Origin of the sequence: Sedimentibacter sp. LTW-03 (assembly GCF_052059825.1) — a bacterium.
Classification (GTDB): domain Bacteria; phylum Bacillota; class Clostridia; order Tissierellales; family Sedimentibacteraceae; genus Sedimentibacter.
This window is the reverse complement of sequence record NZ_CP197180.1, coordinates 2,467,651-2,488,492: the sequence shown is the minus strand read 5'-3', so window position 1 is coordinate 2,488,492 and position 20,842 is coordinate 2,467,651. Positions and strand designations below refer to the sequence as shown.

The window sequence follows — 20,842 nt, the reverse complement described above, 5'->3', positions numbered from 1 at the left end:
TAAAGATTCTTCTTTCAGGAGATAGTTTTTTATAAATTCTTTTATTGAGGTAATATATGTTAAACAATAAATTTATAAAAAACACCTATGAAGATGAACAGGAAGCAATTGAGCTGCTGGATAACTTAATTCGAATTAAAAGTAAGTTTTTCCATGAAGAAGAAATAATGAGCTTTGTGTTTAACTGGCTGAAAAAGAATAATATAGACGTTAATTTTCACTACTATGAAGATAAAAAGGTAACGGGATTTAAGGGAACAAATCTGATAGGTTCAATAGAAGGCTCAGAGGACGGTCCTGTAATATTGTTGAACTGCCATCTTGATACTGTTGGCGAATGCACAGGCTGGACAAAAGACCCATACATCCCGGTAATAGAAAATGGTAAAATGTATGGGCTTGGAGCATTGGATATGAAATCTGGTTGTGCAGCTGCATTGATATCTTTAAAAAAATTCAGTAAGACTGTAAAAGATTTTAAAGGAAAAATAATTTATTCTTTTGTATCTGATGAGGAAGGGCCTTATGGCTTGGGAACATCATTTTCTATTAAAGACAATTTATACGAGGGAGCTGAAATGGCTCTGTCCCTGGAACCAAGCAGCGGCTTTTCGTTTACTGATAATCACAGTATATGTCTCGGAGCAAGAGGCGGCTATCAATATAAAATAAGGTTGTTCGGAAAGTCGAGCCATGCGGCAACACCAGAAAATGGAATAAGTGCAATAGAAGATGCAAGCAAGCTAATTATAGCTTTGAAAAATGTAGAACCCAAATATCATGATAAGTTGGGACATTCAAGTACATGTGTTACAAGTATAAAAAGCAGCGGAAGCGGATGCTCTGTAGCTGATTATTCTGAAATTGAAATTTTTAAGCACATAGTTATCGGAGAAAACAAGCAATCAATAATTGAAGAAGTTCATAAGGCCGCAAATAACGCAAAAATAAAGTCAAAGTATGAAATTATTTTTAGAGATGATCCTTTAGAGGCTTCCGGAGGATTCATGCCGTATGTTACAGATGAAAACCTTGAAGAAGTTAGAATTCTTGAGAGTCTTATAAAAGAGTGCAGCGGTCAAGAACCAATGATAAAATATTTTTCCAGCATAGGAGATTTCAACTTAATAGCAGAAAGGCTTGATATACCTGTTCTCATATTTGGGCCATCTGGAGGAAATTTCCACAGTTTTGATGAATATGTAAATTTGAACAGTTTTTTAGAAACTATAGAGATTGTGTATAATTATTTGACTAGAAGGCTGTCTTTATAAATAAAACAAGAAGATTATAAAATAATAAAGGGTATCACAAATGTACTCTTTATTTTTTTGAGCTGAAAAGTAAGTTTTGATAAGATAACCTCCGTGATAAAAGGTCGTGCTATTTTTGCATAAATCAAAGAAAATATTTTTTAATAATTATAATAAAATATTTATAAAAAATTATTGCGTAAAGGAGCGCTTTGTGTTATTATTGTTAAATATACAATAAGTTAAATAAATAAACACGGAGGACGCTATGACAGTAAATTTAAAAGGAAGAAGTTTTCTAACATTGATGGATTTTAAACCTGAAGAAATTAGATATTTGCTTGATTTGGCGCATGATTTAAAATCAAAGAAAAGACAAGGCATATCTAATAACCTGCTTAAGGGTAAAAATATAGTATTATTATTCGAAAAAACGTCTACAAGAACAAGATGCTCTTTTGAAGTGGCTGCATTAGATGAAGGAGCTCATGTAACATTTTTAAATTCTGATTATTCTCAAATGGGAAAAAAGGAATCTATAGAGGATACAGCAAAAGTTTTGGGAAGATTCTATGATGGGATAGAATATAGAGGTTATGGACAAGAAATGGTTGAAGATCTGGCAAAACACTCCGGTGTGCCTGTGTGGAACGGCTTGACGGATATAGATCATCCTACTCAGATACTGGCGGATATGCTGACAATAGAGGAGCATTTGTTTAAGCCTCTAAATAAAGTCAAACTTGTATTTGCCGGAGACATAAGGAACAATATGAGCTATGCATGGATGTATGGTTGCGCAAAAATGGGCATGCATTTTGTAGCATTTGGACCTAAGGAGCTTAGTCAGAAGATTGATTCTGGCATATTGAATAAAGTTTATGAGACTGCAAAATTCACAGGAGCAAAAATTGAAATATCTGATAATATTGAATGTGTTAAGGATGCAGATGTAATTTATACAGATATTTGGGCTTCTATGGGCGAAGAGGAACAGATACCGGAGAGAGTAAAAATACTTTCGCCGTTTAAAGTGACCTCTGAATTAATGGATGCAACAGGAAATGAAGATGTTATATTTATGCATTGTTTGCCTGCTTTTCATGACTTTGAAACAAAAATGGCAAGAGAACAATATGAACTGGGGTATGATATAAGAGAGGTAACGGACGAAGTTTTTAGAAGCAAAAATTCCGTCGTTTTTGATGAAGCTGAAAATCGGCTTCACAGCATTAAAGCGGTGGTGATAGCTACTATAGGATAAAAAATATATAGAAATAATAGATATAAAACTAACTAAAAAATGACATCTGATATGTATATTATGAGGTGTCATTTTTAGTTAAATTTTAGCATGCAGATAGAAATTAAGAAGGACTTTTATTGCGTGTATGCAATTAAAATATTCTTTGTTGCAAAAATAAGTACGATTTAATTAATGTTTTGAAAGCACAGAATGAAAATTCATAACATATTTAAACTAACATTATTTTTCAGAAATGACGTTTTTATCTTAAAATACAGTAATATCTTGAATTATATTAACTATTTCTTGACATTGATATTGAATATAGATATAATAAATTTTATAAATTTAAGCTGAAAATAAATTCTGAAAAAATCTAGATGTCCTAAGGAGGTCAAAAAATGCAATTATCTAAAAAAATAATGCAAAAAACGGAAAAATATGGTGCTCATAATTATCACCCTAAAGAAGTTGTTATTGATAAGGCAGATGGCATGGTAGTTACAAATCCCGAAGGCGAAGAGTTTTATGATATGTTGAGCTCATATTCCGCGCTGAACTTTGGGCATAGACATCCCGAATTGGTGCAAACGGCAAAAGACCAGTTGGATAAAGTTACTCTGACCTCAAGGGCATTTTACAACAGTGTGTTAGGCGAGTGGATGGAAAAACTCTGCAAGGTTACGGGAAAAAATATGGTTCTCCCTATGAATACAGGAGCCGAAGCTGTTGAAACTGCGCTGAAGACCGCCAGAAAATGGGGGCAGTCAGTAAAGGGGGTTGAAGAAGGCAAACAGGAAATTATAGTATGTGCCAATAATTTTCACGGCAGAACAATTACTATTGTGTCCATGAGTACCGATCCTGATGCAAAGCAAGGGTACGGACCGTTTACACCTGGATTTAAAGTGATAGAATATGGTAATATTGAACAGCTTAAGAAAAATATTAGCGCAAATACAGTAGCATTTTTAGTTGAACCTATACAAGGCGAGGCAGGGATAATAGTTCCTCCTGAAGGATTTTTGAATGAAGCTCTTAATATATGCAAAGAAAATAATGTTTTGTTTATAGCGGATGAGGTACAGACTGGATTTGCAAGGACAGGTAAGATGTTTGCCTGCGAGCATGAAGGTATTATTCCTGATATGTATGTTCTTGGAAAAGCGTTGGGCGGAGGAATTATTGCTGTATCGGCAGTTGCTGCAAATGAGGATATTCTTGGAGTTTTTACTCCCGGTTCACATGGGTCTACTTTCGGCGGAAACCCTTTGGGGGCGGCCGTATCAATTAAAGCCATGGAAATACTTGAAAGAGATAATTATCCAAAGCAGGCAGAGGAAAAAGGGGAATATTTCATGGAAAGACTTAAAGCTATTGATAATGATGATATAGTTGAAGTAAGGGGAAAGGGCCTCCTAATAGGAGTGGAGTTTAAAGAAAATGCTGCACCGTATGTAAAGAAACTTATGGGAAATGGCATTCTTGCAAAAGAAACCCATGAAAGAACAATTAGGTTTGCTCCCCCTATAACGGCCACATATGAGCAGCTGGATGATGCTTGTAAAAAAATTGAAAAAGCATTCGAGTAGTGATGTGACCCCAATAAGTTAGACTTTGTAGCGTAGTAGTTTTGTGAACTGCTACGCTATTTTTTATGCAGCCGAAAGGCTAAGTCTGTATTCTACAGGACTCATCCATCCAAGCTTCTCTTTAATCCTTTTTTCGTTGTAATACTTAATATATTTTTCTATCGAATTTTTAAGTTCTTCATAACTGTAGTAAACCATACCATAATACATTTCCTGTTTCATAATTCCAAAGAAGTTTTCCATAGGAGAATTATCAATGCAGTTTCCTTTACGCGACATACTCTGAAATATTCTGTTTGATTCAAGTACACGACTATATGCTTTCATCTGATATGCCCAACCTCTATCAGAATGGAATGTTCTCCTGTATTTACAATCTGAGGTAATCTCTATTGCCTCATTTAAGGCTTGCATTACATTTTGGCCTGATGGTCTTAGAGAAATGCTATGACTTAGGATTTCTCTATTGCATAAATCCATAAATGGATCCAGGTAGAGCTTTTTGATCCACCTCATAATATTTGAATTCCGACGTATCAGTTGTAATCTTCTGGTGAGGAATATTTGTATCAAAACGTCTATTAATTCTGTTAGGTGAAATCTTACCAACATTCCCTTTGTATGAGCTGTACTTACGACTTTTGCGAGTGAAAGCAGTCACCTGAATATTTAGCTTTTGCACAATACGCTGAACCTTCTTCTTGTTGATGAGCAGTCCTTACTTTCTTAAATCGCCATGAATCCGGCGATAGCCAAAATCCTTATGTTCCTTACGTATATCTAAAATTTTCTGTTCTATCTCCTGATCTGGATTCTCCATTTCAAAGCGCTTTTGCCAATACATATATGTTGATTTTGGGAAACCTGTAACTGCGAGAACATCTTTTAATTTGAAGGATCCTCGGAGGCTGTGGATGATTCTCGCTTTTTGTTCTGAGGTGTTCCCTCTAAACGCAGCCTCCTCAATTCTTTTAAATATGCATTCTCAATTCGTAGTTTAAGATTTTCATCTTCAAGTTGTTTAAGATACTCCGTTTCTACATTTATTTTTTTACTCTTATCAAGATTAATATCTTTTGGTTTATCCACTTTTGGTCGCCGCCCCTTCTGTTTAGGTTTCAAGGCATCAGGTCCAGCAATACGATAATCATTAACCCATTTGCTTATTAATGGTGGATTATTAATTCCAACCGAAAGCGCTAAATCCTGATAAGAAACCTCTGTAGTTAGATACAACTCTACCACATGAAGCTTAAATTCGAAAGAGTAAGTTTGATTTTTTCGTTTTCTCATTAAGCCATCAGAGCCAAATTCATTGTATGCAGAAACCCATTTTTGTAAGTCCCTCGTAGAAGAGATATTATATTCTTTAGATAGAAAAGCGAATCCGCCCTTTCCAGCTAAATATTCTTGCACAACTTTCATCTTAAATTCATAACTATATTTTGCCATTCAAAAACCGACCTCCCATCAGTTAGATTTTTAGGTCTAACTTTTGGGGGTCGGTTCATAGTTCGAATGCTTTTTTATATCTCCTGTTCCTGAACATCTCTCAAGCTGAAATCCGAAGCTTCCTCCTTATCACTCAGCATGATGGTAGAACTCATATGTTCTTTTTCTTTCATATTTCTGAAGGCGTTTGTAAGCATAAGTTTAATTCTGTTTATTTGGTTAACTTCACTTATTCCGGCATCATAGTCAATTGGAACAATGTTGGACATAGGATATGCACCTTTTAGTTTCTTAATCATGCCTTTGCCCGTTATGTGATTCGGAAGGCAGGCAAACGGCTGTAAACATAATATATTATTCACACCCGAGTCTAAAAGCTCAATCATTTCTCCTGTTAGAAACCATCCTTCCCCGGACTGATTTGCTAACGAAAGAAAATTTCTTGCTTTTTGAGCAAGTTCTGCGATGTTTGAAGGAGGAGTAAATCTTTTTGATTTCTTGAATGCACTAACGCTTGCAGTCTTGTACAGATCAATTGCCTTAACTGCTGCGCTACTAAAAAATCTTGTTTTTTTAGTGCCTAAAAGCAGTTCGTCATACTTTATAACTCCATTAAGTGAACTGTATGAGAAAAAGTCCAGCAAATCTGGAACAACAACTTCCGCTCCTTCTTCCTCAAGAAGAGAAAATACGTCGTTATTTGCGTTTGGATGGAACTTAACAAGTATTTCTCCTACTATTCCGACTTTAGGTTTTCTTATGCTTTCATCAAGTGCAATGGTGTCAAAGTCATGAACGATGTCTTTTATCAGGCGATTGAATTGGAGATAGCTTCCTGATTCAATAACCTTGTGACATTTTGCAACCCATGTGCTGTATAGTTTATTAACAGAGCCCTTTATCTTTTCATAGGGCCTTGTTCTGTAAGTTGCCCGCATCAACGTATCGCCTATTACCAAACCCATTATCAGCCTGTTAATAAACGGTACTGTTATTTTAAATCCGGGTTGTTTTTCCAAACCAATCATATTGAACGATATGACGGGTATATTACTATAGCCTAAGTCTTTCAATGCTTTTCTGATAAATCCGATATAATTGGTTGCACGGCAGCCTCCACCTGTCTGAGAAATCATAAGTGCTACACTACTAAGGTCATATTTTCCAGATTCTAGTGCATTGATAAGCTGGCCGATTACAATTATTGACGGATAGCATGCATCATTGTTAACTACTTTGAGCCCAACATCCACAGCATGCTTATCTACTGCGGGCAGAACAACTGCATTGTAGCCTGACACTTTTGCAGCAGTTTCTATAAACTGAAAATGTATGGGTGACATTTGCGGAATCAGCAGTGTGTGCGTTTTTTTCATTTCCTTAGTGAACAGAGGATTTTGATCACCTTCTTCTGTTCTTATATGCGTAACACCGTTTTTATCTCTTTCTTCCATTGAGGCGATAAGCGAACGGATACGGATTCTTACAGCTCCCAAATTTGTTATTTCATCTATTTTTATTACGGTATAAATTTTATTGTTTCTCTGCAATATTTCGCTTACCTGATCGGTTGTTACAGCATCCAGACCGCAGCCGAAAGAATTGAGCTGTATAAGCTCCAAATTATCGGTGTTGGCAACGCAGGTTGCTGCAGCGTATAGTCTAGTGTGGTATGCCCACTGGTCAATGACTCTCAACGGCCTTTCGATTGGGTATTTGTTGTTGAGAGAGTCTTCTGAAAGAACAACAAGACCGTATCCTTCTATCATTTCAGGAATGCCGTGATTAATTTCGGGATCAACATGGTATGGCCTGCCGGCAAGGACTATACCCTTCTTATTATTTTCCTTGATGTATTTAACAGCCTTTGCTCCTTCATTTCTAACATCTTGTTTATAAGCGAAAAGTTCTAAATAAGCTTTATGAACTGCATTTTTAATTTCATCAAATGATATGTTTTCTGATATTCCCAGTTCTTTGTAAAGTTTATTAATAAGGAGTTCCTTTTCGTTTAAGTTCAGGAAAGGCTTGTAAAATTTAATATTATTCAGATCAATGTTTGCCTCTATAGATTCGGGATAGGAGACTACAACCGGACAGTTATAGTGATTTCCCGCATTTGCATCTTCCTTTATATTATAAGAAATACAAGGATAGAAAATTTTTGGAATTTTCTTGTTTATTAAATCAACAATGTGTCCGTGGGTGATTTTACCCGGATAGCAAACAGACTCTGATGGAATTGTTCCCATACCAAGTTCATATATCCTCTTGCTGGATACTCCTGACAGAACAACTCTGTATCCAAGTTCTGTGAAAAATGTAAACCAGAAAGGATAATCTTCGTACATATTTAGTACTCGTGGTATGCCTATTAATCCTCTTTTGGCCTCTTCAATTGAAAGTGGTTTATAATTGAACACTCTTTTGTACTTATATTTGTATAAATTGGGGAGAGGTTCTTTTTTTCAGTATGAGTGTATTTTTCAGCTCCTCTTTCGCAGCGGTTACCCGATACAAAATATCTTCCGTCGGAAAATTTATTAATTGTCAGTAGGCAGTTGTTTGTGCATTGCCCACAACGGTTCATAGTAGTGTTGAATGAGAATTTTTCTAAATTTTCTTCTTTTACAAATGTGCTGATTTTGGAACTGTCGTAGTTACTTCTTGCTATAAGAGCTGCACCGAAAGCTCCCATAACTCCTGCAATGTCAGGTCTTACGACGTTTCTTCCAGTTATTAGTTCAAATGCCCTCAAAACAGCATTGTTGTAGAAAGTACCTCCCTGTACAACTACTTTTTCGCCTATTGAATCTAGGGATTTTAGCCTTATAACCTTGAATAGTGCATTTTTTATAACTGAATATGATATGCCTGCTGAAATATCGCTTAAAGTTGCACCTTCTCTTTGAGCTTGCTTAACTTTGGAGTTCATAAAAACAGTACATCTGGTTCCTAAATCAACCGGGTGCTCGGACATAATTGCTGCTTCTGCGAAGTCTTGTACGCTCATATCAAGTGAATTTGCAAAAGTTTCAATAAATGAGCCACAGCCTGAGGAGCATGCTTCATTTAGCATTATAGAATCAATAACTCCATTTTTTATAATCATGCTCTTCATGTCCTGTCCGCCGATGTCAATTATGAAGTCGACTCCGTTTAAAAAGAAATCGGCTGCTTTATAGTGAGCAACAGTTTCAATTTCTCCAGTATCAACGCTTAAGGCGGCTTTTATTAAATGCTCACCATAGCCTGTTACGGCTGTGAATGCAATTTTTATGTCCTTATGCATTTTGCTGTAAAGCTCTTTTACAGCTTTTACAGCTGTGTTCAATGGATTTCCTTCGTTGCTGGTATAATATGAATATAGAATTTCGCCGTCCTCTGTTATAAGCACTAGCTTTGTTGTTGTAGATCCTGCATCTATTCCCAAGAAAGCCGGACCGTTGTACTCGTCTATATTTTTTTGTTTTGCCTTATGGTGATTGTGTCTAATTAAAAATTCATTATATTGATCTTTTGTTTCAAACAATGGATTCAAATCTTTCTTGCGGTACTCAATATTAGTTTTTTCCATTGTTTTCTCAATCTTTTTATAAAAATCATTAAAGTTTATTTCAGTGTTATCTTCTGACATTAAGGCTGCACCCATAGCAACGTAATAGTTTGCGTCTTTTGGGCATGTGGAATTTTCACTGCTTAAGTTTAGTGTCTGCTTAAATCTTTCTCTAAGTTCAGAAAGGAAGTATAATGGGCCTCCTAAAAATGCTACATTTCCTTTTATTGGTCTTCCCTGAGCAAGGCCGCTGATCGTTTGATTAACCACCGCCTGGAAAATTGAAGCTGCAATGTCTTCTTGTCTTGCACCTTCATTTAAAAGGGGTTGAATGTCAGATTTTGCGAATACTCCGCATCTGGAGGCAATCGGATAGATAGTGCTGTGTTTTTTGGACAATTCATTTAAGCCAGATGCATCAGTCTTCATTAAGACGGCCATTTGGTCGATGAATGCACCTGTGCCCCCTGCACATGAACCGTTCATGCGCTGTTCAAGATTTCCCGACAGATATGTTATTTTAGCGTCCTCTCCGCCCAGTTCTATAACCACGTCAGTTTGTGGGATATATTCTTCTATGGCACGTGTGGATGCCGCAACTTCTTGAACAAAAGTAATACCTAGAGATTTAGACACATCAATAGCACCGGAGCCTGTGGTACTTATTTTAATTAAGCTGTCCTTCAGTTGTTCTGATGCATTTTTAATAATCTCGGTGACAGTGTTTCTAATATCGGAATGATGTCTTTTATATTGTTTGTGTATTAGATTACCTTCATTGTCTATTACAGCTATTTTTACTGTCGTAGACCCTATATCAAGCCCTACAAAGTAATTTTTCATCGTGTCCTCCAAAGCCATTTGGCTTTAATATTCTATTACTGTATAGAATAAACTATTACAAAAATAAGATTATCGACTTGTCCGAGGGAAAAGCCGAATAACAGTGCAATATGCCTTGAGATGTAGCATATGTTGGCACATCCAGGCAGCTATATTTAATTTTATCGCTTTTAGTGCGTGTAATCTGTCTTATGTCCCTCATACATATATAAATTAAACTAAATTCTTGTTAAATATATTATATCATTTTAAATCTTAAAATCAACTTAAATAAATTAGTTGAGAAATATTTTCGTTGCAAAAATTATGCCTACATTTGCAAAAAGTAGTTATTTGTCAAATGTTTATTCCATAGATTATGAATTTAATCAAAAATTTGGAAAAGGCGTTGATTTTATTATTATATAAAGTTATTATATAGATAATATTAAGAAGGATGGTGGTTTTGTGAAATTAACTTATCTGGGGCATTCAGCGGTTATTTTGGAAGAAGGTGCATTTAAGGGCATTATTGATCCTTTTATAACAGGAAATGGGCTGGTTAAAACAAAAATAAGCGAGTTGCCAGATATAACACATATTTTTGTAACACACGGACATTCGGATCATATAGGGGATACGGTAGAGATTGCAGAACGTACCGATGCATTGATTATAGCAAACCATGAAATATCAACATATTTCAATAAATTTAATTTGCGAACCCATTCAATGCATATAGGAGGCAGAAAAAAGTTTGATTTTGGAACGGTAAAAATGATAAATGCTCTTCATGGTTCGGGTATTTTAGAAAATGGAAATATGGTTTGTGGAGGGAATCCATGCGGATTTATAATAGAAGTTAACGGAAATAAGGTTTATCACGCTGGAGATACCGGACTTACTCTTGATATGAAACTTTTGGAAGATGAACACATAGATGTCGCATTTATTCCCATAGGAGGAAATTATACAATGGATATTGATGACGCTGTAAAAGCATCAGATTTTATCAAGGCTAAAAAAGTTGTTCCTATTCATTACAATACATTTGATGTAATTAATGCAGATCCGAAGAAATATAAAAATATAGTGAAATCTTCAGAGGTTGTTATATTGGATATTAATGAAAGCGTGGATATATAAAGAAATTATTTTATATAAATAATTGAATAGTAAAAATGCATATGATATAATCGATGAGCAATGTGAAATGCAAGGGGAGGTCTTACTATAAAATGTTTGCTTTAGTGTTAATACTAAATGACATATCAAAGCTTGATGATATACATGAAGCGTTTTACAGAGAAGAAATAGGTGCTACTACAATAGACAGTCAAGGAATGGGAAAAGTGCTGTTAGACCACAATATCAACATACCTATGCTTGACAGTGTAAAAAAGCAGATAGATGGAAGAAAGCCATATAGTAAAATAGTTTTTAGTATCATTAGAGATAAGGAAAAGCTTGACAGAGTAGCTGCCAAAATTAATGAAGAAATGGAACGCTTCGAAGAACCAGGCATAGGATTTATGTTTGTAATGCCTGTAATCGAAGTTTATGGTTCAAAATCTGATGATATAAAGTAAGTGCGAAGTATGATTGATTGACAATCATACTTTTTTATGCATAAATTAAGATTTACATTTGACGAAATATGTCATTTTAATATTGACAATAATTATTGTAAATATTATAATAATTATAGATGCAATGATAATGATTATCAATATCGTAAAGTAGGAGGAAATAAGGCTGTGACATTAGATAGCATAAAACCTGGTCAAGGTGGTATTATTTCAACAATTGGCGGGCAAGGAATGCTCAGAAGAAGGCTTTTGGACATGGGGCTGACTCCTAACACAAAAGTTATGGTAAGAAAAGTAGCTCCTATGGGAGATCCTATTGAACTTTCGTTGAGAAGCTATGTGCTTACAATAAGAAAAGAAGAGGCTTCAAAGATTGAACTAAAAGAGGTATTTGACATATGAGATATGTATTTGCCTTGGCGGGAAATCAGAATTCCGGAAAAACAACTCTTTATAACGCTTTAACAGGAAGCAATCAGCATGTGGGTAATTTTCCCGGGGTAACTATCGAAAAAAAAGAAGGGCAAATTAGAAAGCACAAGGAAGCTTCACTCATTGATTTACCTGGAATATATTCGTTATCTCCATATACAATGGAAGAAGTTGTTACCAGGGATTTCATTTTAAATGAACATCCCGATTTAATATTAAACATAGTTGATGCGACAAATATAGAAAGAAATTTATATTTAACACTTCAGCTGATGGAACTTTCGATTCCAATGGTAATTGCCTTGAATATGATGGACGAAGTGAGGGCAAGCGGAAATTCAATTGATGTAAATTTGTTGTCAGAGCATTTGGGAATTCCGATTGTACCTATTTCTGCAAGTAAGAATGAAGGAATTTCAGAGCTCCTTGATGTTGCAATGAAGACGGCTCAAGAAAAAAGAACGCCGAAAAAGCTTGATTTCTGCACAGGAGAAGTTCATAAGGCAATTCATGCAGTATCGCATTTAATTGAGGATAAAGCAAAAAATTCCGGATATCCGGTACGCTTTGCTGCAACAAAACTTGTCGAGGGAGATGAACCGACATATAAAGCACTTAATATTACAGAAAACCAAAAACATATAATAGACCATTTGATTGATGATATGCAGAAGGCTCTGGGGACTGACAGAGAAGCTGCGCTGGCAGATATGAGATATGGGTATATAGAGCAGGTATGCAGTGAAACAGTAATAAAAAAACAGGAAACCAAGGAACAAATAAGATCAGAAAAAATCGATAGAGTTTTAACTCATAAGTATTTTGGTATCCCTATATTTTTCGGTATTATGTTTTTTATATTTTGGATTACTTTCGGGGCTATTGGAGCTCCGCTTCAGGGATATTTAGAGGAAATTATAGGACTGTTTACTGAGCTGACTTCTAATGCAATGAGTGCATACGGAGTGAGCGACTGGCTGTACTCGTTAGTTATAGACGGGATATTTGCAGGCGTTGGAAGTGTGTTGTCATTCTTGCCGTTAATTGTAATTTTGTTTTTATTTCTCTCGCTTCTGGAGGACAGTGGATACATGGCAAGAGTCGCTTTTTTAATGGATAAGCTGTTAAGAAAAATAGGCTTGTCAGGGCGTTCTTTTGTACCTATGCTGATTGGCTTCGGGTGCAGCGTTCCGGCTATAATGGCTACAAGGACTTTATCCAGCGAAAGAGATAGAAAGATGACTATTGTGTTAACCCCTTTCATGTCGTGTAGTGCTAAACTTCCGATTTACGGAATGATAACTGTGGCGTTTTTTCCGGAAAATGCTGCTCTTGTAATGATTGCTCTTTATATTATGGGTATCGCTGTGGCGGTAGTATCAGGGTTATTGCTAAAGAGTACGATATTTAAGGGTGAACCTGTGCCTTTTGTTATGGAACTGCCTGCATATAGAATTCCTTCAAGGAAAAGCGTGTTGCTGCATATGTGGGAAAAGGGAAAAGATTTTGTTCAAAGGGCATTTACTGTGATTTTTTTGGGAACAATGATTATATGGTTTTTGCAGAGCTTTGATTGGGCATTCAATATGGTTGAAGACAGTTCCTACAGCATGCTTGCAACAATTGGGTCTGTTGTAGCTCCGATATTTATACCGCTTGGATTTAATGATTGGAGAGCATCTACGGCGCTTATTACAGGACTGACGGCTAAGGAAGCGGTGGTTAGTACTCTTACCGTTTTAACGGGGGCAGTTACGGATGTTGATCTTTCTGCAGCATTAAGCACAATATTTACGCCGTTGAGTTCTTTTGCATTCTTGACATTTACGTTGCTTTACATGCCATGCGTGGCGGCTTTTGCTGCTACAAAAAAAGAATTGGGCTCAATCAGGTATGCATTGCTTACAGCTGTATATCAAACACTTACTGCATTTATTGCAGGAATGATTGTTTATCAAGTTGGTAGTCTGTTTATATAGGAGGTTTCTATGAATTGGGCTGATATTATAATAATATCTATAATTGTGACAATAGTTGCAGTAGTGGTATTGTTTATGAGGAAACAAAAAAAGAATGGTTCCGGATGCTGTTCAGGATGTTCGGGATGCAGCAAGTCTGGCAGCTGTTCTTCATTTAAAAAATAATTGTGTAACTGTCTCGTATGAGGCAGTTTTTTTATAGGCGTGAAATATTACGAATATTGTTGGATAAGTTACGATAACACATGCAAATCTATTGAATAATATAAATATATATTATTTGCGAGGTGAAGACATGGATAATAACTTAAATAGCCAAAGGTTCATGAATTGGGGCATGGATACGGTAACTGACAGGAGCAGGAATATGAGGAGAAATGTCATGACTGCTGAAAATGCTCTAATTGAAAGTATAAACTGGGATAATAGAACAGGCTTTGTAACAATTTCCTATGGAGTTATGGGCGATTTTTGTATGGTTCATATGCAGGTTGTAACATTAGTGGTGGGAAGCGATACAGTTATAAGAGATCAGTTCGGTCAACATTTATCATTTAGAGATGTAAAAGAAGGTATGACTGTTGATGCTGTATTCTCTTCCGCAATGACAAGAAGTATTCCTCCGCAGTCAAGAGCGTACAGCATAACAGTTATTGAAAACATTGACAGCAATACAACAGAGGGGAATGTCGCTTTTGTTGACATGGCAAACAATTTTTTATATACCGGAAATCCTAACGACATAAATACACAAATGAGGTTTGTTGTTACAGATTCAACTATAATTCGAGACAGGAGAGGGAGGAGAATACGGTTAAGAGACGTAAGGCCGGGAGATTTTGTAAGGGTGGAGCATGCGAATTTCCAGACTGCCAGCATACCGCCTCAGACTACGGCGTTTGAAATACAGGTATTGTAAAAAAGTAAATATAAAGTAAAAAAGCGACAATAAAAGCGGGAACAGCCATATGGTTGTTCCCGCTTTTATATTAATTATTAGTTAAATAAACAGATTTACGTTTGACTCTTCCGCATCGCCCAGGTAAGTTCCAACACCTGCGTATTCAATACCGTCGATCAGCTCTTCCTTAGTAATGCCCATCACATCCATTGACATTGTGCATGCTATCATTTTTACCCCGTTATTCATAGCTTTCTTTATTAAATCCTCAAGAGAATCAATGTTTTTATCCTTCATTACCTTTCTCATCATGGCGGTTCCCATTCCGCCCATGTTCATCTTGGAGAGTTTCAGTTTAGTAGTTCCTTGGGGCATCATTTTTCCGAACATTGCATCAATAAACGGCTTTTTGACGCCTTGCTTTTCTGTTTTTCTTAAAACATTTAATCCCCAGAATGTGAAAAACATCGTCACAGGTCTTCCCATTGCTGCTGCACCATTGGCTATTACAAAGGATGCTAAAACTTTATCCATGTCACCGCTGAATACAATTATTGTTTTCCCGTCATTTGAAGGAACCTGGACAGAAGTTTTTGCTATTGAAATATCATTTTTTTTTTCTGAAAGTCCCTTTTGAAGAAATACTATGTTGTTCTTGCCTTCTTTTTTAACCTTTAACAAAGTATTTCCGGTTCTTCTGCACCAAGCTTCTACATCTTTGGCAAAGCCTGAATCGGTAGCGGAAACCTGAATTATTTCTCCGTCGTTTATCTTATTGATGGTTTCATATACCTTCATAATTGGTCCGGGGCATTGGAGTCCGCTGCAGTCAACTTGTATGGATGCTTTTATTTCTGCATCAGCCTCTTTTTTTGTGTACGAACTATTTTCAATATTTTTTTCTGGAGAAATTGAATTGCCGCCGTTCAGCTTGTTAAAATAATCATAATAAACAGCCTTGTAGAAGTTTGTTCCTGCAGGATAAACAAGCACATTTTTATATCCGTTTTCCATTAAAACTCTTGCGGCATTGTAAGAGCGAACTCCCACGGCGCAGAATATTAGTATGTTATCATCTTTATTTACCTCTGAAAGCCTGCTTCTCAGCTGTCCAAGCGGTATATGCACCGCTCCGGGTATCTCAAATACCATGAGCTCCATATCTTCACGTATATCAAGAATGGTAAATTTGCTTGGTTTTGAAGGATCTAGTTCGCTCCATTTTGAGAGCTTAATCTTGCCTTGAATTATATTTTCCGCAACAAAGCCCAGCATGTTTACAGGATCCTTTGCTGATGAATATGGAGGCGCATATGCTAGTTCCAACTCTTTCAAATCGTAGATGCTTCCGCCCATACGTATTGCAGTTGCCAAAGTATCGATTCGTTTATCTGCTCCGTCTTCACCCACAATCTGTCCTCCGAATATTTTTTTGCCGTCGGTTGAAAATATGAGTTTTAATATCAGTTCGGATGATTCAGGATAGTATCCAGCATGGGACTTTTGAGAAATTGTTGCAGTGTAGTAATCCCTGCCTTCCTCCATTCCCATTCTTTTCAGTGTTTTTTCATTTGCACCGGTTGATGCAACAGTTAAATCAAAAACCTTTGCGACAGAAGTTCCCATAGTGCCTTTATATTCTTCTTCTGCTCCGTATATATTATTTGCACAGATTCTTCCCTGTTTGTTTGCGGGGCCTGCCAGTGCAATCATAGCTCTGCCTTTATTTATGAACTCTTCTACTTCAATTACATCTCCCAGAGCATATATGTTAGGGTCGGATGTTTTTAGATATTTGTCAACAACGATTCCTCCGCGCTGGTTAAGTTCCAATCCTGCATCTTTGGCAAGTTTGCTGTTTGGTCTGACGCCTATTGACAGCAATACCATGTCAGCAGTCAGTGTCCTGCCGCTGGCAAGAGTAATTGTTACTGTTCCGTCTTCGCTGCTGAATTTTGATACTCCGTCTCCTAAAATAAGGTTAATACCGTTAGAAACCATGTTGTTTTGAACAAGTTGAGCCATTTCATAATCAACTGGTGCCATAACTTGATCCATTGCTTCGGCAACAGTTACATTAATGCCGGCGTGATGGAGATTTTCAGCGACTTCAAGTCCAATGAACCCTCCACCTATAACTACAGCATTTTTAGGTTTTTTTTCACCAATAAATTTTTTGATTTTGTCTGTGTCTGGAACAGTCCAAAGAGTGTATATACCAGGTGAATTAATGCCTTCTATCGGCGGTTTTAATGGTGTCGAGCCGGTAGAAATAACAAGTGTATCATAGGATTCGCTATAAGTTTCTCCTGTTTTTGTTTTTTTAACTTCAACTGTTTTGTTTTCTCGGTCAATTTTGATTACTTCAGAGTCAACTCTTACGTCGACATTATATTTTTTTGACATTGCTTCAGGAGTTTGCAAAAGAAGCGATTCTCGTTCTTTAATAACATTGCCTATATGATATGGAAGCCCGCAGTTGGCGTACGAAATATATGAACCTCTTTCAAACATTATAATTTCTGATGTTTCATCGAGTCTTCTAAGCCTTGCAGCGGTACTTGCTCCTCCTGCCACACCACCTATAATTAAAATTTTCTTACTCATAAGATCCTCCACTAATCTTCTATAATTTGTACTATTAAAGTTTTGACTTGATCATCTTTTATTTTATAAATAATTTCTGTGCCGCTTCTTTCTGCCGAAAGAATACCTGCGGATTTCAGTTTTGCTAAATGTTGTGAAACCGTAGGTTGAGGGACATCCAAGCAACACTGTATATCAGTTACGTTGCTCTGTTCTTCCTTTATAAGCATGGCCAGAATACAAAGTCTTACAGGGTGTGCCAGCGTTTTAAAAAGCTCAGCTCTTTCTGCAAGAACCTTTTTTGTTTGTTCCTTATTGTTAAAATCTAACATAAGCACCTCACTAATATTAGTATATTATAATATTAGCATATTTGAATATAATGTCAAGAAAAATATGAAAATAAATAAACAATTTTTTTGAAATAGATATTTATTAACATTAATAAATATGATAAAATGAGCTAAATAAGGGGTTGCGAATGTTAAAAGATTGTTAAAAAAAGTTTATCGAGAGGGCGATATGGATACTATAAATACAATTGAAGAGATGAATTTAATTATAAATAAACAAGAAATGTTGTTGGCGTATTTTGGAAATCATGCATGCGGAGTGTGTGAAGCTATGGCACCGAAGGTTGAAAACCTTTTGGGAAGATATCCCAAGGTCAGGGCGGTAAGAGTTGAGACAGGAGATGCACCCGAGCTTTCAGCGAAATACAATGTATTTGCAGTACCTGTGATTATTTTGTTTGTGCAGGGAAAAGAAACCGTGAGAGAGGCGAGAATTATCAGTTTGGAAAATCTTGAACGTCGCATTTCAAGATATTATGGAATGTTGTATGGTTAAGCTGTTATTTTAACGATGTTAACCTCTGATTTGTTTTTCGTGTTTTGGTTTGATTCAGATGCCAATGATAATGTAGTATATTGTGTAATAATAGTTTGGTATAAACCGTTATACATTGAGAAAAAATAAAATTTGAGTATAATAAATAACATAAAGATAAAATCTAAGGAGCTGATGAAATGAAGGAAGTATACTTAGCAGGCGGGTGTTTTTGGGGAATGCAGGCGTATTTTGATCTCAGAAATGGAATTGAGAAAACTGTAGTTGGGTATGCAAATGGAAACACCGAAAATCCCACATATCAGCAGGTATGCGCTAATACAACAGGGTTTGCCGAAACCTTATATATAAAGTATGATGAAAATGAAATGCCGCTGAATAAGTTGCTGGATGAGTTTTGGAAAGCTATTGATCCGACTTTACTGAACAGACAGGGCGGAGATACAGGAACGCAGTACAGAACAGGAATATACTATGTGGATGGTGAAGATTTGAAAATTATTAATAAGTCTTTAGAAAAAGAAGCGTTAAAATACAGCAAACCAATTGTAACAGAAGTCCTTCCTCTTAAAAATTTCTATGAGGCTGAAGAATATCACCAGAAATACCTTGAAAAAAATCCAGGTGGCTACTGTCATATTGATTTAGGCTTGTAGAGGGTAATTCTATGTATTCAATGAATGAGTTAAAGAAATATTGTTATAAATGTCACAAATGCAGGTTATCTGAAACGCGCACTAATGTTGTGTTTGGAGAGGGAAATGAACAGGCTGATATTATGTTTGTGGGAGAAGGCCCAGGATACAACGAGGATATTCAAGGCAGGCCCTTTGTTGGAAAAGCAGGACAGCTTCTTGATAAAATGATTGAAGCAATAAATTTGAAACGCGATGATGTGTACATAGCGAATGTTGTTAAGTGCAGACCGCCTGAAAACAGAAACCCTTTTGACGATGAAAGCAGTGTGTGTCTTGAATTTTTAAGGTGGCAGGTAAAACTGGTAAATCCTAAAATAATTGTGTGTCTTGGAGCGGTATCGGCTAAAAACCTTATAAATCCTGATTTGAAAATCAGCAGGGAAAGAGGAAAATTTGTAAAAAAAGGAAAAATTTATTTTATACCCACGTATCATCCATCATACTTGTTGAGAAATGAAGCTGCAAAGAAGGATGCGTGGGAGGATTTTAAAAGTATTGACGCAAAGCTGAAAGAACTGACGGAAAGTTTTTAAACTTTAACAGCTTTACAATTAAAAGTTAAATTATAATCTAGTACTTCATCGATGTTTTTCCCGCCCATCCACTCACTCGTTTTATGTTTATCAATTATAAGTGGCATCCTGTCATGAATGTGAGAGATTGAACTGCAGGCATCTCTTGTTATAATTGTGTAGCATATATCGAAGTCATTTGTATCAAATAAACTGATTTGCTTTGTTTTGCAACGCGGAAATACATTATACAATCCTGCGAAATATAAAATAGAGCCCGGTTTTTCTATTTTATATTTTTCTTTATGTTTTTTATAGTTGTTTTCCTTCCATTCAAAATATGCCGAAGCAGGAATTATGCATCTGTTATTATGAATCAGACTCTTAAACATTACCTTTTTTTCGATTGATTCAGATCTTGCATTTATGATTAATCCGTTTCCTTTCCATTTTGGAAAGCCCCATTTTGCAAGAATTAATTTTATAATCTTTCCTTTCTTTATATAAATGGGAGCAATATCTGAAGGAAACACTTCACCTGCTTTTGCATTTTCGTAAATATTCTTTTCAGCTTCAGCCATTATTTTGTTTATTTCGTTTATATTTATATCAATGTAGTATCTTCCGCACATAAATACCTCTACTAAAAATATTATACATATATTATAGATCTAAGATGCTGTTTTTGAAACAAATAATTAATATAAAGCTCATATTTTTATGAAACAAATAAATTAGTGTATTACTTATGAAGTTATCAGTAATATGCTATTTTTATATTCACACGTTTTGCACTATTAATTTATATTGACAAATAATAATATAAAATGCTATTATTAGATTAGTAAATTACTAAATTAGTAAAAGCGAAGGAGAGGCTATGAAAATACCTACAATGTTAAAACACAAACCTGTGATTGTATCGGAAAATTACGCAAATGTTGACGGGAGAAATGCTTATAAGTCAGATGCTAAAGGACTTTCGTTGGGGCTTGCGCAGTGGAATGACCGGGGCAAGGTGGATATATCTGCAAAAGTATGGAGGTATACAGGAGAAAAATGGTCGAGACAGTCTGAAGAGCTTCCGTTGCATAGAGTACTGGATTTATCCATATTGATTTGCAGAACCATGATGTATTTTAGGGAGGCATATCGCTACGATAAGCTATACGATATGGATAATACACAGATCGATAGGGTTGGGCTGCAGGGAGATGCGATGACTGTTGAAATTTGTACAGATAATGAAAAAATAGATGAGGATATCAAGTTATTTAATCAGGCTTTGAGTGATGACGGTGAAATAATAGGGGAGAGGCTTAGAACCCTCTCGAGATTGTTGAAGGAAATGGGATATTAATCTTTTTGTGTATAG

At 35.9% G+C, this 20,842-nt stretch carries 16 protein-coding genes and 2 pseudogenes; 13 read left to right on the top strand and 5 right to left on the bottom strand.

Annotated elements, in window-relative coordinates; translation table 11 throughout:
* Nucleotides 1–56 precede the first annotated feature (56 nt).
* From ACS3UD_RS12315 to rocD, 3 genes are all read left to right on the top strand, one after another.
* Nucleotides 57–1,274, top strand: a complete 1,218-nt coding sequence (locus ACS3UD_RS12315; RefSeq protein WP_308139328.1) for a M20 family metallopeptidase — start codon at nt 57–59, stop codon at nt 1,272–1,274.
* 247 nt (nt 1,275–1,521) lie between these two features.
* Nucleotides 1,522–2,517 (top strand): ornithine carbamoyltransferase, encoded by a 996-nt coding sequence (gene argF, locus ACS3UD_RS12310; protein ID WP_308139329.1) that lies wholly within the window; start codon nt 1,522–1,524, stop codon nt 2,515–2,517.
* A gap of 383 nt (nt 2,518–2,900) precedes the next feature.
* Complete coding sequence (gene rocD / locus ACS3UD_RS12305) at nt 2,901–4,091, top strand: ornithine--oxo-acid transaminase (protein WP_308139330.1); 1,191 nt, start codon at nt 2,901–2,903, stop codon at nt 4,089–4,091.
* A gap of 63 nt (nt 4,092–4,154) precedes the next feature.
* Here rocD and ACS3UD_RS12300 read toward each other — a convergent pair.
* Nucleotides 4,155–5,543 (bottom strand): annotated as a pseudogene (locus ACS3UD_RS12300) (IS3 family transposase).
* Nucleotides 5,544–5,617: 74 nt separating this feature from the next.
* Nucleotides 5,618–9,942, bottom strand: a pseudogene (locus ACS3UD_RS12295) (acyl-CoA dehydratase activase-related protein).
* A gap of 447 nt (nt 9,943–10,389) precedes the next feature.
* On the opposite strand from ACS3UD_RS12295, the gene ACS3UD_RS12290 reads away from it, so the two are divergent.
* From ACS3UD_RS12290 to ACS3UD_RS12265, 6 genes are all read left to right on the top strand, one after another.
* Nucleotides 10,390–11,067: a metal-dependent hydrolase gene (locus tag ACS3UD_RS12290; RefSeq protein ID WP_308139332.1), complete on the top strand. Its 678-nt coding sequence runs from the start codon at nt 10,390–10,392 to the stop codon at nt 11,065–11,067.
* Nucleotides 11,068–11,159: 92 nt separating this feature from the next.
* Complete coding sequence (locus tag ACS3UD_RS12285; RefSeq protein WP_308139333.1) at nt 11,160–11,510, top strand: hypothetical protein; 351 nt, start codon at nt 11,160–11,162, stop codon at nt 11,508–11,510.
* 168 nt (nt 11,511–11,678) lie between these two features.
* On the top strand, nt 11,679–11,912 hold the full coding sequence (locus ACS3UD_RS12280) for a FeoA family protein (RefSeq protein ID WP_308139334.1): 234 nt from the start codon (nt 11,679–11,681) through the stop codon (nt 11,910–11,912).
* The gene (gene feoB, locus ACS3UD_RS12275; protein ID WP_308139335.1) at nt 11,909–13,921 is read left to right on the top strand and encodes a ferrous iron transport protein B; all 2,013 of its coding nucleotides are present in this window, start codon (nt 11,909–11,911) and stop codon (nt 13,919–13,921) included. Before ACS3UD_RS12280 ends, feoB begins: the two co-directional genes overlap by 4 nt.
* Nucleotides 13,922–13,930: 9 nt before the next feature.
* Complete coding sequence (locus ACS3UD_RS12270) at nt 13,931–14,086, top strand: FeoB-associated Cys-rich membrane protein (RefSeq protein ID WP_308139336.1); 156 nt, start codon at nt 13,931–13,933, stop codon at nt 14,084–14,086.
* Between the two features lie 130 nt (nt 14,087–14,216).
* Complete coding sequence (locus ACS3UD_RS12265; protein WP_308139337.1) at nt 14,217–14,840, top strand: hypothetical protein; 624 nt, start codon at nt 14,217–14,219, stop codon at nt 14,838–14,840.
* Nucleotides 14,841–14,921: 81 nt separating this feature from the next.
* Here ACS3UD_RS12265 and ACS3UD_RS12260 read toward each other — a convergent pair whose 3' ends face one another.
* Together ACS3UD_RS12260 and ACS3UD_RS12255 are read right to left on the bottom strand one after the other, a co-directional pair.
* A complete protein-coding gene (locus ACS3UD_RS12260; protein WP_308139338.1) occupies nt 14,922–17,429 on the bottom strand; it encodes an FAD-dependent oxidoreductase in 2,508 nt (835 codons plus the stop codon).
* A gap of 11 nt (nt 17,430–17,440) precedes the next feature.
* Nucleotides 17,441–17,740, bottom strand: coding sequence for an ArsR/SmtB family transcription factor (locus tag ACS3UD_RS12255; RefSeq protein WP_308139339.1), 300 nt, complete (start codon nt 17,738–17,740; stop codon nt 17,441–17,443).
* Nucleotides 17,741–17,930: 190 nt separating this feature from the next.
* Here ACS3UD_RS12255 and ACS3UD_RS12250 point away from each other — a divergent pair, with 190 nt between their 5' ends.
* The 3 genes from ACS3UD_RS12250 to ACS3UD_RS12240 all read left to right on the top strand — a co-directional run bounded on the left by ACS3UD_RS12250 (nt 17,931) and on the right by ACS3UD_RS12240 (nt 19,488).
* Complete coding sequence (locus ACS3UD_RS12250; protein WP_308139340.1) at nt 17,931–18,257, top strand: thioredoxin family protein; 327 nt, start codon at nt 17,931–17,933, stop codon at nt 18,255–18,257.
* Nucleotides 18,258–18,436: 179 nt separating this feature from the next.
* Entirely contained in the window at nt 18,437–18,913 is a 477-nt protein-coding gene (gene msrA / locus ACS3UD_RS12245) for a peptide-methionine (S)-S-oxide reductase MsrA (protein WP_308139341.1), read from the top strand.
* A gap of 11 nt (nt 18,914–18,924) precedes the next feature.
* The gene (locus ACS3UD_RS12240; RefSeq protein WP_308139342.1) at nt 18,925–19,488 is read left to right on the top strand and encodes a uracil-DNA glycosylase; all 564 of its coding nucleotides are present in this window, start codon (nt 18,925–18,927) and stop codon (nt 19,486–19,488) included.
* Here ACS3UD_RS12240 and ACS3UD_RS12235 read toward each other — a convergent pair.
* Nucleotides 19,485–20,099 carry an SOS response-associated peptidase gene (locus ACS3UD_RS12235; protein WP_308139343.1) on the bottom strand — a complete coding sequence of 205 codons (615 nt, stop codon included), beginning with the start codon at nt 20,097–20,099 and terminating at the stop codon, nt 19,485–19,487. The two genes, ACS3UD_RS12240 and ACS3UD_RS12235, sit on opposite strands and share 4 nt — an antisense overlap.
* Nucleotides 20,100–20,347: 248 nt before the next feature.
* Between ACS3UD_RS12235 and ACS3UD_RS12230 the strand changes: the two genes are divergently transcribed.
* Complete coding sequence (locus ACS3UD_RS12230) at nt 20,348–20,827, top strand: DUF6530 family protein (RefSeq protein ID WP_308139344.1); 480 nt, start codon at nt 20,348–20,350, stop codon at nt 20,825–20,827.
* Nucleotides 20,828–20,842 lie beyond the last annotated feature (15 nt).

Coding starts and splice junctions, on each gene's coding strand:
- rocD (WP_308139330.1), top strand. CDS start 2,901: ATGCAATTATCTAAAAAAATAATGCAAAAAACGGAAAAATATGGTGCT.
- ACS3UD_RS12240 (WP_308139342.1), top strand. CDS start 18,925: ATGTATTCAATGAATGAGTTAAAGAAATATTGTTATAAATGTCACAAA.
- ACS3UD_RS12265 (WP_308139337.1), top strand. CDS start 14,217: ATGGATAATAACTTAAATAGCCAAAGGTTCATGAATTGGGGCATGGAT.
- ACS3UD_RS12235 (WP_308139343.1), bottom strand. CDS start 20,099: ATGTGCGGAAGATACTACATTGATATAAATATAAACGAAATAAACAAA.
- ACS3UD_RS12260 (WP_308139338.1), bottom strand. CDS start 17,429: ATGAGTAAGAAAATTTTAATTATAGGTGGTGTGGCAGGAGGAGCAAGT.
- feoB (WP_308139335.1), top strand. CDS start 11,909: ATGAGATATGTATTTGCCTTGGCGGGAAATCAGAATTCCGGAAAAACA.
- ACS3UD_RS12270 (WP_308139336.1), top strand. CDS start 13,931: ATGAATTGGGCTGATATTATAATAATATCTATAATTGTGACAATAGTT.
- ACS3UD_RS12250 (WP_308139340.1), top strand. CDS start 17,931: ATGGATACTATAAATACAATTGAAGAGATGAATTTAATTATAAATAAA.
- ACS3UD_RS12315 (WP_308139328.1), top strand. CDS start 57: ATGTTAAACAATAAATTTATAAAAAACACCTATGAAGATGAACAGGAA.
- ACS3UD_RS12230 (WP_308139344.1), top strand. CDS start 20,348: ATGAAAATACCTACAATGTTAAAACACAAACCTGTGATTGTATCGGAA.
- msrA (WP_308139341.1), top strand. CDS start 18,437: ATGAAGGAAGTATACTTAGCAGGCGGGTGTTTTTGGGGAATGCAGGCG.
- argF (WP_308139329.1), top strand. CDS start 1,522: ATGACAGTAAATTTAAAAGGAAGAAGTTTTCTAACATTGATGGATTTT.
- ACS3UD_RS12285 (WP_308139333.1), top strand. CDS start 11,160: ATGTTTGCTTTAGTGTTAATACTAAATGACATATCAAAGCTTGATGAT.
- ACS3UD_RS12255 (WP_308139339.1), bottom strand. CDS start 17,740: ATGTTAGATTTTAACAATAAGGAACAAACAAAAAAGGTTCTTGCAGAA.